The 11,647-nt window shown below is 64.1% G+C and carries 17 protein-coding genes; 14 read left to right on the top strand and 3 right to left on the bottom strand.

Features of this window, described 5'->3' with window-relative positions; genetic code table 11:
- Positions 1-12: 12 nt before the first annotated feature.
- The 6 genes from ACFR9U_RS17740 (at position 13) to ACFR9U_RS17715 (ending at position 3,597) form a co-directional block, all read left to right on the top strand.
- A complete protein-coding gene (locus tag ACFR9U_RS17740) occupies positions 13-375 on the top strand; it encodes a hypothetical protein (RefSeq protein WP_247378478.1) in 363 nt (120 codons plus the stop codon).
- A 185-nt stretch (positions 376-560) separates the two neighbouring features.
- Positions 561-1,439: a DUF8054 domain-containing protein gene (locus ACFR9U_RS17735; protein ID WP_247378477.1), complete on the top strand. Its 879-nt coding sequence runs from the start codon at positions 561-563 to the stop codon at positions 1,437-1,439.
- Between the two features lie 82 nt (positions 1,440-1,521).
- The gene (locus ACFR9U_RS17730; protein ID WP_247378476.1) at positions 1,522-2,421 is read left to right on the top strand and encodes a 3-hydroxyacyl-CoA dehydrogenase family protein; all 900 of its coding nucleotides are present in this window, start codon (positions 1,522-1,524) and stop codon (positions 2,419-2,421) included.
- A gap of 3 nt (positions 2,422-2,424) precedes the next feature.
- Positions 2,425-3,024, top strand: a complete 600-nt coding sequence (locus tag ACFR9U_RS17725; protein WP_247378475.1) for a DUF2391 domain-containing protein — start codon at positions 2,425-2,427, stop codon at positions 3,022-3,024.
- A gap of 83 nt (positions 3,025-3,107) precedes the next feature.
- Positions 3,108-3,287, top strand: a complete 180-nt coding sequence (locus tag ACFR9U_RS17720) for an HVO_2753 family zinc finger protein (protein ID WP_247378474.1) — start codon at positions 3,108-3,110, stop codon at positions 3,285-3,287.
- A gap of 43 nt (positions 3,288-3,330) precedes the next feature.
- Positions 3,331-3,597 carry an elongation factor 1-beta gene (locus ACFR9U_RS17715; RefSeq protein ID WP_247378473.1) on the top strand — a complete coding sequence of 89 codons (267 nt, stop codon included), beginning with the start codon at positions 3,331-3,333 and terminating at the stop codon, positions 3,595-3,597.
- Positions 3,598-3,661: 64 nt separating this feature from the next.
- On the opposite strand, the gene ACFR9U_RS17710 is transcribed toward ACFR9U_RS17715, so the two are convergent.
- Positions 3,662-3,799 (bottom strand): hypothetical protein, encoded by a 138-nt coding sequence (locus ACFR9U_RS17710; protein ID WP_247378472.1) that lies wholly within the window; start codon positions 3,797-3,799, stop codon positions 3,662-3,664.
- A gap of 247 nt (positions 3,800-4,046) precedes the next feature.
- Here ACFR9U_RS17710 and ACFR9U_RS17705 point away from each other — a divergent pair, with 247 nt between their 5' ends.
- Genes ACFR9U_RS17705 through ACFR9U_RS17670 form a run of 8 tightly spaced genes read left to right on the top strand, consistent with a single transcriptional unit; the run spans position 4,047 to position 10,078 of the window.
- Positions 4,047-4,337, top strand: coding sequence for a 50S ribosomal protein L21e (locus ACFR9U_RS17705; RefSeq protein ID WP_247378471.1), 291 nt, complete (start codon positions 4,047-4,049; stop codon positions 4,335-4,337).
- Entirely contained in the window at positions 4,334-4,690 is a 357-nt protein-coding gene (locus tag ACFR9U_RS17700; RefSeq protein WP_247378470.1) for an RNA polymerase Rpb4 family protein, read from the top strand. The genes ACFR9U_RS17705 and ACFR9U_RS17700 overlap by 4 nt, the downstream gene beginning before the upstream one ends.
- Positions 4,691-4,746: 56 nt before the next feature.
- Complete coding sequence (locus tag ACFR9U_RS17695; RefSeq protein ID WP_247378469.1) at positions 4,747-5,343, top strand: DUF655 domain-containing protein; 597 nt, start codon at positions 4,747-4,749, stop codon at positions 5,341-5,343.
- 34 nt (positions 5,344-5,377) lie between these two features.
- Positions 5,378-6,250 (top strand): 16S ribosomal RNA methyltransferase A, encoded by an 873-nt coding sequence (locus ACFR9U_RS17690; protein ID WP_247378468.1) that lies wholly within the window; start codon positions 5,378-5,380, stop codon positions 6,248-6,250.
- On the top strand, positions 6,247-7,401 hold the full coding sequence (locus tag ACFR9U_RS17685; protein WP_247378467.1) for a mechanosensitive ion channel family protein: 1,155 nt from the start codon (positions 6,247-6,249) through the stop codon (positions 7,399-7,401). The genes ACFR9U_RS17690 and ACFR9U_RS17685 overlap by 4 nt, the downstream gene beginning before the upstream one ends.
- Complete coding sequence (locus ACFR9U_RS17680; RefSeq protein ID WP_247378466.1) at positions 7,398-7,985, top strand: HemK2/MTQ2 family protein methyltransferase; 588 nt, start codon at positions 7,398-7,400, stop codon at positions 7,983-7,985. Before ACFR9U_RS17685 ends, ACFR9U_RS17680 begins: the two co-directional genes overlap by 4 nt.
- Positions 7,986-8,021: 36 nt before the next feature.
- Entirely contained in the window at positions 8,022-9,017 is a 996-nt protein-coding gene (locus ACFR9U_RS17675; protein ID WP_247378465.1) for a 5-methyltetrahydropteroyltriglutamate--homocysteine methyltransferase, read from the top strand.
- Complete coding sequence (locus ACFR9U_RS17670; protein ID WP_247378464.1) at positions 9,014-10,078, top strand: methionine synthase; 1,065 nt, start codon at positions 9,014-9,016, stop codon at positions 10,076-10,078. The genes ACFR9U_RS17675 and ACFR9U_RS17670 overlap by 4 nt, the downstream gene beginning before the upstream one ends.
- A 236-nt stretch (positions 10,079-10,314) precedes the next feature.
- Here the strand turns inward: ACFR9U_RS17670 and ACFR9U_RS17665 are convergent, their stop codons facing one another.
- Complete coding sequence (locus ACFR9U_RS17665; RefSeq protein ID WP_247378463.1) at positions 10,315-10,851, bottom strand: type IV pilin domain-containing protein; 537 nt, start codon at positions 10,849-10,851, stop codon at positions 10,315-10,317.
- Positions 10,852-11,161: 310 nt separating this feature from the next.
- Positions 11,162-11,533, bottom strand: a complete 372-nt coding sequence (locus ACFR9U_RS17660) for a hypothetical protein (protein WP_247378462.1) — start codon at positions 11,531-11,533, stop codon at positions 11,162-11,164.
- Positions 11,534-11,647: the final 114 nt, after the last annotated feature.

Here is an 11,647-nt window from a genome sequence, read left to right as displayed (position 1 = left end):
TTTTTGTAGGGTATGACGAGTGCCGACCTCGATGCGGTCGACCCGTTTCACCGGTTCGTGTTACTTGCTATCATCGACCTCAGGAACCGGGAGGACACGCCGGTTCACTCGTTCGACGTGACGGGGGTCTGTGAAGACCTCATCGACGAGTACGAGGCGCTCGAAACGATGATTCCAGGTGGGGTGACTCGACAGCGCGTCATCAAGGCGCTGACGACACTCGAAGAGGCCGACCTGCTCGGGAAAGAACGGAAAGAGTCCCCGACCGGCAAAGGCCGGCCGGCCTACTCGCTGGCCATCGACGAACCGGCCATCCTCGATCGACTCGGCGACGACGAACGGTTCGAACCTGCCGTCGAAGGCATCCGGTACTGAACCCCCGGAAGGACCGCGACCGTCGTCCGCGTTCGCCCGACTGCTTACTCCGACGTCACGGACCTGACCGCTGGGTCGGATTGCGCTCTTTCCCCGTCACCGCTCGGTCTGCTCGCCGCTTCGTCCGCCTGGCAAACTGTTACGCTGACCTAATGTTGATGTGCCTCCTGATGGTACGCTTCCCCATGTCACCTTGGCCGCGCCCGACGATCGTCGCTCGGTTTCGAAACCCCGAGTACACTGGTGAGAACCGATGTCTCCCCTGTACAGCGACGAACCTCGTCATCGCGGTCGTCGTGAGCGCGCTCCTCGGATACGTCACGCTCGAGGTCGATGCAGGGCGCGGTGTCGCGTGGGGAGTAACTGGCGGTAGTTTCCTCGTGAGCGTGGCGGCCATCTCCCTCCGGGGCTATCTCGTCCCGGGAACGCCGGCGCTGACCAAGCGCTACTTTCCGGCGTTGGTCCTCGACCTGTTCGGGAAGGGCGAAGCCGAGGGAGTGGCCGCCGAGCCGGTGGACGCGTCCGTCGACGTCGAGGCAGTGCTGTTGGACACACACGCCATCGAGCCCAGGCCACACGGCGATCTCGGACTGACAGACGAATTCGAGACGGCGCTGTTCGAGCAGATCGAGACGGAACGGGCAAACGACACCGGGCGGGAGGCACTCGGTGCGATCGTCGGCGTCGACGCCGAGACGCTCGAGTTCGAGAGTTTCGGTGACGGGGCCTTCGTCGCCGTCAGCGGCAGTGGTCAGGTCGGGCGCTGGGAGTCACGCGCCGCGTTCCTGGCCGACGCTGCCGCCGGCCGACTCCTTCCCGACCGCTACGACGGCTGGGAGGACGCGGACCCGGCCGCTCGGGGCGCGATACTCGGTGGCCTTCGTCTCTTCCTCGAACGCTGTCCGGCCTGTGACGGCTCGGTCCGGTTCGGCCAGGAGGTCGTCGAGTCGTGCTGTCGCACCCACGATGTCGTCGCGGTGACCTGTGAGGACTGCGATGCACGCCTCTTCGAGGTCGAAGTGACGGAAGGGATGCTCGCTGACGAGCCGGAACCGGCGGTTTGAGGTCGCCTGTGGCCGCAATCGCACGATTCCATCAGTGGAAATCGCGGTAACGTTTAACCGCCAGCCCCTCCCGTGTGAGGGCATGCACGTCGCCGTAGTCGGAGCCGGGACGATGGGAACCGGCATCGCCCACGTCTGTGCGGCCGCTGGCCACGAGGTGAGCGTTCGCGACCTCGAACCGAACCTCGTGATGGACGCCATCGACACGATCAGCACGCGCCTCGGAACGAGCGCCGACCGTGGCGAACTCTCCCAGCGCGAGGTCGACGAGGCACTCGACGCCCTCGACGGCACGACCGGTCTGTCGTCGGCCGTTGCCGGTGCCGACCTCGTCATCGAAGCCATCCCCGAGGACCTCGATGCCAAGCGCGAGGTGTTCGCCGACGTGGAAGATCACGTCGGCGAGGACGCCGTCATCGCGACGACCACGTCGTCGTTGTCGGTCAGCGCCATCGCCGCGGGGCTGAAGGATCCCGAACGTGCCGTCGGGCTCCACTTTTTCGAGCCGCCCAACGGGATGGCGCTCGTCGAGGTCGCCCTCGCCGACCAGACCAGCGACGAAACTGCCGCGTTCGCCGAGGAGTTCGTCGATGAACTCGGCAAGACGCCGGTCGTCGTCACGGACACGGCGGGCTTTGCGTCGTCGCGACTCGAACTGGCGCTGGCCGTCGAAGCGATGCGGCTGGTCGAGCAGGACGTCGCGAGCGTCTCCGACGTCGACGCGGCGATGGAACTCGGCCACGACCACCCGGTTGGCCCCCTCGAACTCACCGACCGGGTCGGCCTCGACGTCAGGCTCGACGTCCTCGAACACCTCCACGACGAACTCGGCGATCGGTTCGAACCGCCGGCGATCCTCCGGGAGAAAGTCGAGAACGGCAACACAGGGAAGAAAGTCGGTCGCGGCTTCTACGTCTGGGAAGGCGGCGACCCGACCGACGTGGCCGACGACGAGGACTACGACATCGAGGACGTCATCTGACGGATGTCCGGGAACCAGGGGGCGTCCGAAATTGACGCGGACGGCCGTCGTGATGCCCCCGACGACACGCCGACGCTGGGGGACCTGCTCGACGAACTCGACGCGCTCCACGACACCGTCGACAGTCCTGCGGAACGGGATCGCGTCGAAGAGCTCATCGAGACGGTTCACGACGTCGAAGAGCCGGCCGTGTTCGGCCGCCTCGTCGTCGGGTTCGACCGTGCGGACGCAGCAGAGGCTCTGCTCGGGTCGGTGTTGTTCGGCATCCCGATGGTCGTCGAGGGCGGCACGCTCGAAGTGGGGGCGTTCGTCGCGACCCATCCGCTTTCGCTCGTCGGCACGCTCGTGGTGGCACTGGGGCTGACGATCGGGATCCTCTACGTGGCCGAGTTCCAGGACGTCCGCGTGTACAAGCCGCTGTTCGGCGTGCTCCCGCGGCGACTCGTCGGCGTGGTCACGATCGCATTCCTGACTGCACTGGGACTGATGACGATCTGGGGTCGCGTCGACTGGGCCGAGCCCTGGCTCGCAATCAGCCAGATCTCGGTCGCGTTCGTCCCGATGGTCATCGGCGCCGCGCTCGGGGACATCCTACCTGGATAGCACGGCTGACGCCGCGGACTCCCCGTCGCGTGGGTGCGGAGCATTCATTAAGGGTTATATGTCGCGGTATCTTCCCCCCTGGTATGAGTGAAGGTCAGCAAAAGCGTAAACAGAAGTGTATCTCCTGCGGGATTAACATCTCGGGGACCAACGCTGCAGCGTTCAAGTGCCCGGACTGTGGCCAGCAGATCTACCGCTGTGCGAAGTGCCGCAAGCAGAGCAACCTCTACAAGTGCCCCGACTGCGGGTTCACCGGTCCCTAACTGAAATCGCAACCCCAATCAACTCTCATCCACATCAGCACCCATGGGAAAAGTCGCAGCCAAGATCAAGGTAATGCCGCAGAGCCCGGACGTGGACCTCGACGCGCTTCAGGAGCGCCTCGAACAGTCCCTGCCCGAAGGAGCCAAAATCAACGGATTCGAGCGTGACGACGTCGCGTTCGGTCTCGTTGCTCTCTTCCCGACCGTCGTCGTCCCCGACGGCGAAGGCGGCACCGAGGCCGTCGAGGAAGGGTTCGAGAACACCGACGGCGTCGAGAGCGTCTCCGTCGATTCGGTCGGCCGCCTGTAAGCAGCCGACACCTTTCTGCTGTCATCCACGACCGTCGACCTGCGGGTGCGGTCGTCGCCGTCCGTTACTGGTGTACGATAGCCGTCGCGAGTGGGATCGTCGCGATGAGCGATCCTGCCGCCAGGAAGCCTGACACTAGCAGCATCGCGAGGTTCATCGTCGAGAGCACCCCCACCGCGATGACCTTTTCACCGGGGGTCATCATCGTCGTAGCAGTCCGTACTCGGCCACAAGATATAAACCACCCCGAGCGTTTTCAGCGTGAGAAAAACAGCCCGCGTTCGCGAGACGAACGGTAGTGGCCGTACGGTCGACGGGCCAGTTGCCCGCATTTGTCGGCACCGTCGGTGTGGCGAACTGCGAAGTGGTCGCTCGGGAAGTTCGATGTGGCCGGTGGCCGGTCGGGAACGCACGTTTTATAAGCCCGTCCCGACAACCGATGCGCACGAATGCCCAACTCGCACGGACCGTTCAAGAAGACGCGTCACAAGCTGAAGAACAAACCCCGCGAGCGAGGGACGTCGCCGCCTCAGCGATCGGTCGAGCAGTTCGACGACGGTCAGAAGGTGCACCTCCGCATCGACCCGAGCATCAACGAAGGTCGGTTCCACCCGCGGTTTAACGGCCACACCGGCACGGTCATCGGGACCCAGGGCCAGGCGTACAAGGTCGAGATCGACGACCAGGGCAAGGACAAGACGATCATCACTCGCCCTGCTCACCTCAAGGCCCAGGAATGACGATCTTCAAGGAGAAGCTCGGGGAGGAGTATCTCACCCTCGCCGAAACGAAGGACATCCTCGCCGATCTCGAGCGCGAGCGAGCGGCCGACGAGGACCGGGAGATGCGCTACGAACTCGCCCGGGCCATCGAACACGTCAACCGCTTTGCGACGCTCACGCCGGAGGAGTCCCAGGAGTTCGTCGACGAACTGCTCGAACTGGAGAAAGTCGACGAACCGACCGCCTACAAGATCGCGAACACCCTCCCGCAGGATCGCGACGAACTGCGAGCGATCTACGCACAGGAACGGTTCTCCCTGTCGGGCGACGAACTCGACGCCGTTCTCGACGTCGTCGCGAAGTACGCCTAATCGCAACCCGGCACTCGGCTGGGGCTTTTATGTAGCCCGTCGTCGTATGAAAATCCATGAGCAACTCCGAGAGCGGCGAGCCTGATTCACAAACTGGGGACGTGACAGGTGTCGTCCTGGACTTCTTGCCACACGGCCGTGCCGAGGACGACCGGCCGCAGTACGAAAAGCCGCCGCTCGCGTTCGTTCTCACCGAAGACGAGTTCCGCCTCCTCGAACTGGAACTCGAGGACGATCCGGACGTGCAGATCGGCGACCGCATCGACGTGGGGCGCGGCGCCGACACGCCCATCGTCAGTCGTCGCGACGTCGAGTACGACGACCTGCCGAGTGGTGCTCGCTCGGAGATCGATTACGTCGTCGAGGAGATCGTCGCCCGCAACGAAGAGCGGTTCACCGACTTCTACAACGACGCCCAGCCCATCACTCTTCGGCTCCACCAGCTAAATCTCCTGCCGGGGATCGGCAAGAAACTGCGCAACAACATCCTCGACGAACGCGACCAGCGACCGTTCCAGAGCTTCTCAGACCTGGAATCACGAGTCAGCGGGCTCCACAACCCACAGGAGGTCCTCGTCGAGCGCATCCTCGAAGAACTTCGCGAGGACGATCTGAAGTACCGGACGTTCGTTCGCGAGGACGAGCAAGACTGACAGCCTTTTGTTCGCGGAGGGGAATCCTCCCGGTATGACTGGCGGCTCGCAGGACGACGAGACAGGACGCGAGCGACGCGACCCGGACGCGCTCATCGCTCGCGCCGGCGTGCGCGGCGACCCCGATCAGGACCAGCACTTCCTGGTCGACGACCGCGTGCTCGACCGGTTGCCAAGCTACGCCACCGACGCCGGGTTCGACACCGGTCACGTGCTCGAAATCGGGGCCGGGACCGGCGCGCTCACTGACCGGCTGCTCGCCGTCGCGGACGAAGTCACCGCCGTCGAACGCGACCCGACCCTCGCGGCCTTCCTCCGCGAGGAGTTCGCTGACGACGTCGACGCTGGTCGACTCACCGTGATCGAAGGCGACGCCCTCGACGTCGAGCTGCCCGAGTTCACGTGCTCGGTGTCGAACCTTCCGTACGGGGCGTCGAGCGAGATCATCTTCCAGCTGTTGCCCCACGAGCGACCGCTCCTGGTCATGGTCCAGAAGGAGTTCGGCGAACGAATGGCTGCCGAGGCCGGGACCGACGACTACGGGCGGCTCTCGGTGACGGCGGGTCACTACGCCGACGTCGAGGTCGTCGAGCCGGTTCCGAAGGAAGCGTTCTCCCCGCCGCCGGCCGTCCAGAGCGCGCTCGTCCGGGCGACGCCGCGCGATCCCGAGTACACGGTGCCGGACGACGAGTTCTTCCTCGAGTTCGTGACGGCGGTGTTCACGCAGCGGCGCAAGACGATGCGGAACGCAGTTCGCAACACGGCGCACATTTCGGGCCTGGACGATCCCGACGCCGTGGTGGACGCTGCCGACGAGGAACTCATGGGAATGCGAGCCGGCAACGTGACGCCCGCGCAGTTCGCCGCCCTGGCGGAGTTGGCGTGGGAGGTCGGCGAGCCGACATGACTCTCCTGCGGTCGGTCGCCGCTCCACTCCTCCAGGCGGGGTGGGTTCAGTCTCTCGCCTCGACGGGAGACGAGCAGCTCCTGGCCAGTCTGGTCGTCGTGGCGGGGTTCGTCCTCGTGTTGTTCCTGATTCGAGCGCTGGGACCCCGGCTGAAAGAGCGCTATCCGGCAGACGACGTCGAAGCGGTCCAGGCGGTCCTGGTGACCCTCGCGGCCGCTGCGACGAGTTGGTTCCTCGTCGTCGTCTGGCGGATCGTCGACGAGGTGTTCGCCAGTCTGGCCGTCATCCGCGTCGGCCCACGTCAGGGAGCGCTCGCGTTGGTGGGCGTTCTCACACTCATCATCGCCTACACGCTGACTCGCGTCACCAGGGGCGTCCTCGAAGACCGCGGCGGTGACGTCATCACGGCCCATCGGCGAGAGGTCATCCATCACTTCCTGCAACTCGCCATCTACATCGTGGCGTCGACGTTCGTTCTCTCGCTGGCCGGCGTCAATCCGGCGAACCTGCTGGTCGGTGCCGGGGCCATCGGTCTCGTCGTCGGTCTGGCCGCCCGCCAGACGCTCGGCGCGATCCTCGCCGGCATCGTCTTGCTGTTTGCCCGCCCGCTCGAGGTGGGCGACTGGGTCGTCGTCGACGACAACGAGGGGATCGTCGTCGACGTGACGCTGTTCAATACAGAGCTGCGGACCTGGGACGACGAACACGTCATGATTCCCAACGACGAGGTCGCTTCGAGTTCTATCGTCAACCGCTCGCGTTCGGGCCGGCTGCGCGTGTCCTTCAAGATCGGGGTCGATTACGAGGCAGACGTCACTCGGGCGGCCGCTGTCGCAGAGGGAGCGATGAACGAGTGCGACGTCTCCCCGCTGCTCTCGAAACCGTCGCCCAGCGTCGTCGGCCGGGGGTTCGGTGACTCGGCCGTCCTCCTTGAATGTCGGTTCTGGATCTCGGACCCGAGCGCACGGCGGAAGTGGCGCACACAGACTGCCGTTATCCGGGCCGTCAAGGAGGCGTTCGACGAAGAAGGCATCAAGATCCCGTATCCGCAGCGCGAACTCACGGCCCGCGATGAGGGCGACGGGTTCAGACTCGCCGGCGACCGTCAGCCGACGGCACCGGCCGCGAACACGGACGGTGACCAGCAGTGACGGACCTGGCAGAGCGCAGAGAGCCCGACCTCGTGTATCAACCGGCCGAAGACTCTCGGTTGCTCGGCGACGCGACGCGCGAGTTCGTCGACGAGGGCGACGTGGTGCTCGACGTCGGGACTGGCTCCGGCTGGGTCGCAAGCGTTGCCGCCGAGGAAGGTGCGGATGTCGTCGGCGTGGACCTGAACCCGCACGCGTGCCGCGAGGCTCGCGACCGCGGCGTCCAGACCGTCCGCGGGGATCTCGTCGAACCGTTCCGAAACGACGCGTTCGACGCAGTGCTGTTCAACCCGCCGTACCTCCCGACCGATCCCGACGACGAAGGCGACGACTGGCTGGAAAAAGCGCTCTCGGGCGGCGAGACGGGCCGGGCCGTCGTGGACCCGTTTCTCGACACCGTCGGACGCGTCCTCAAGCCCGAAGGCGAAGTCCTCCTCCTCGTGTCCTCACTGACCGGGCTCGACGAAGTGACCGAGCGTGCTGCCGAGAACGGGCTCGCTACTGCGGAGGTCGCCAGCGAGAAGTTCCCGTTCGAGCGCCTGATCGTCCTCCGGGTGATAACCGACAATCATCAAACCGATTAGCAAATATTAAACGCCGTCATTTCGTATCCGTTCGTAATGCCTGAGGTAGTCACGACGACACCGGGTTTGTTCCCGTTGCCCGACTGGGCGAAAGACGAGCTATCGGAGTTGAAAGGCCATCAGAAGGCCGATCTGATTAGCGGTGACGAGGGGTCCGAGATTCAGGACGCCTACGAGCGCGGTCGCGCGGAAGTCGTCGACCGCCAGCAGGAGGCCGGCCTCGACCGGATCGTCGAGGGTCAACTCCGCTGGGACGACATGATCGCACACCCGCTCGCCGTCCACGACAACGTGGACACGAGAGGGATCGTCCGCTACTACGACAACAACAACTTCTACCGTGAGCCGGTCGTCACCGGTGACCTCACTGCTGCCGGTGACGTGGCGGCGGAACTCGAGGCGGCGAGCGAACAGGTCGATTCGGGGCTCCAGGCCGTGCTTCCGGGGCCGTACTCGCTCGCGGACCTGGCGACCGACGAGCACTACGGCGACGACGCGGCGTTCCTCGAGGGCGTCACCGAGTTCCTCGCGGGCGAGATCGCCGAGTTCCCCGAGGTCGAGACGCTGTTCCTCCTCGAACCGTCGCTGGTCGAGAACGCTCCCGGGGACGGCGCAGACGAGCGCGCCAGTGAAGCGATCGACGCCGTCGCGAGTGAGGCCGACGCCGACGTCGTGGCGCACACGTACTGGGGCGCGCTCGACGAGAAGGTCTACGCGCACCTGATGGACGCCGACGTGGACGCCATCGGCTTCGACTTCGTGGCCGACCACGAGGCGAACCTCTACAACATCAACGAGTACGGCACGAAAGACGACGTCGCCCTGGGGCTCGTCGACGGCCAGAACACGCTGGTCGAAGACCCCGAGACCATCGCGGAGCGCATCGAGTGGGTCGCAGACCAGACCCAGTCCACGGACTTCGAGACCGTGTACGCGACGATCAACACGGAGACGTTCTATCTACCGGTCAACAAGTTCGAGGCCAAGCTCGACGCCCTTGCTGCGGTCAACAAGACGGAGGTGGAAGCATGACGGACACGCGCGAACAGTTCCGACCCGAGAATCACCCGAACGATCACTTCCTGCTGACGACCGTCGTCGGGTCGTACCCGAAGCCGAAGTGGCTGAACCGCGCCCACGAACTCTTCGAGGACGAAGAGCACAGCTTTGACGACGACGATCTCGAAGAAGCGCTCGACGACGCCGCTCGGCTCATCACTGACGAACACGAGCGCTCCGGGCTGGACGTCGTGGTCGACGGTGAGATGCGACGCAACGAGATGGTCGAGTACTTCGCCCACCTCATCGAGGGCTACGAGTTCAACGGCCGCGTCAAAGTCTGGGGCCACAATTACTACGACAAGCCGTCCGTCGTCGACGACGTCGAATACGATCAGGAGTGGCTCGTCGACGAGTTCGAGTTCACCGACAGCGCGTCGGCCCGACCGGTGAAGGTGCCGATCACGGGGCCGTACACGCTCGCGAACTGGTCGTTCAACGAAGTGTACGACGACACCGAGGAACTGGCCTACGACCTGGCCGATCTGGTCAACGAGGAGATCGACCGCCTCGTGGACGCCGGTGCGAAGTACATCCAGATCGACGAGCCGGCACTGGCGACGACGCCGGACGACCACGCCATCGTCGGCGCGTGCCTCGACCGCATCGTCGACGACATTCCCGAGGACGTGCGCGTCGGACTGCACGTCTGCTACGGTGACTACTCGCGTATCTACCCCGAGATGCTCGACTACCCCGTCGACGAGTTCGACCTCGAACTCTGCAACGGCAACTACGAGCAACTCGACGTGTTCAAGGAAGAAGAGTTCACCGCGGACCTCGCGCTGGGGGTCCTCGACGTCCACGTCGCGGACGTGGAACCGGTCGAACAGATCAAGGAGAACATCAAGAAAGGCCTGGAGATCGTCCCACCGGAGCAACTGACGGTCTCCCCGGACTGCGGTCTGAAACTCCTGCCGCGCGAGGCGGCCTACAAGAAGATGGAGAACATGGTCCAGGCCGCTCGCGAGATCGAGGAAGAACTCGACGCCGGCGAGATCGACGTCGGTCACGCCGCACCCGCGGACGACTAACTGACCGCGCTCCGTTTTTTGGATCCCTTCGTTTCGAGCGACGAGGACGACGATTCAGATTGGGGTGGTGCTCAATCAGGGCGCCGTCCACCGCCTGTTTCGGTTTCACCACGGGCAACGTGTGCTCTATCGAGTGGCTGCCCGTTGCGGGACACAGCCTAGTTACTGGCGCAGAGACTCTACCGGAGAGCTGCCGCTACCGGGGTTGGTGCACAAAAAACGAAACGAGCGCGGTATTACGACGTCTTGGGGCCGGTGTCGGAGGCGAGCGTCGCGGAGTTGTCGCCTTCCGAGGACTCGTAGACCAGGCGGATGTCGTAGTCGTTGTTGACCCAGACCTTCATGTAGTCGCCGGAGACGACGGCACTGTCGCCGCCCTTCTCACTACTCGTCGTAGCTGCTCCGTTACTCGTTGCCGTGCTCCACTTCGTGTCAGCGCTCTCTACAACACTTGCTGCTGGGAAGATATCACCAGAACCAGTACCTAGACTTTTACCTGATGAATTAATGCTCTGTCCGCGCACGACCAGTTCGCTTGCCTTGATTGTGGCACCACCATCGTGCGTTACGGTAAGGTTCCCATACGAGTCGTCTTCCCAGGAGTTATAATCCCACGAGAACTTCGCCTGTGGCGTCTTGTTCGTCGACCCCCCGAGCCCGAGCACGAAGGAGGCAATGACTGCGGCCAGGATGACCGTGATCGCGACCATCAGGATGACCCCGATGACCGGACTGACTGCGTCGTCGTCGTGAAGCAGTTCGCGTACCTGCATGACGACCTCAACTTGTGAGGATTTGGATATAAAGGTGTCAGAGTGTTTATTTCAGTTCTGTGACTGTGTTCGGCCCTTTCGGCACCAGAACAGTGTTTTCACGCTGTGTAAATACCCGTATTGTAGCGGTTCTGTCTTGCGATTTTGTGGCGGTAGCCAGTATCATCTTCGATATTCCGAAGATGGGTGTGCGAAGTTACAAATTGGTGTGGTCGAAGGCGACTTGCGAGTCCATTGCGTCAGTCACTAACCTGGAACATCAGCCCTATCAATATATTCAGGACGTCTCACCTGCCTCGTCGATAGCTGCTCACGAGTCCATCCGGGAATCTCCGCTGTCGGTGAGTTCGATTCGGATCGGTTCCGCGTGATCGTCGGTCGTCGGTTCGATGCCGAGCAACTGGACTGCGATTGCGTACTGCACGTTCCGCTGCAGCGTCGTCGCGGCTTCGGCACTGTCGACGCCACTCAGCAGGTCGTCGGCCACGGCGCGTGACGAGTCTGCTGTCGACGCTTCGACGGCTGCGATCGCCTCGTCGAGAGCGTTCGCCACTGCGTCGGCGGCTTGCGGGGACAGCGGAACGAGTTGCTCGTTTGCCTCGGTGAAGATGCGAACGGTATCTCGCGTGAGGTCGATGTTGAACTCCGTGAGGGCGGCGCCGGTCCGGAGCGACGCGGCCATCCCCCGAGCTGCCGTCCTGTTTACAGCCAGTCCGAAATCGGCGGCTCGGACCCAGGCGTCGACGACGGAGCGCGGGGTATCACGGGAACGATCCGACTCGGCCGGAGTGGGTGG

This window comes from Halorientalis brevis, assembly GCF_042678165.1.
GTDB classification, from domain to species: Archaea; Halobacteriota; Halobacteria; order Halobacteriales; family Haloarculaceae; genus Halorientalis; species Halorientalis brevis.
Note: the sequence above shows the minus strand (reverse complement) of the source record. Positions and strands in the feature narration are given on the sequence as shown.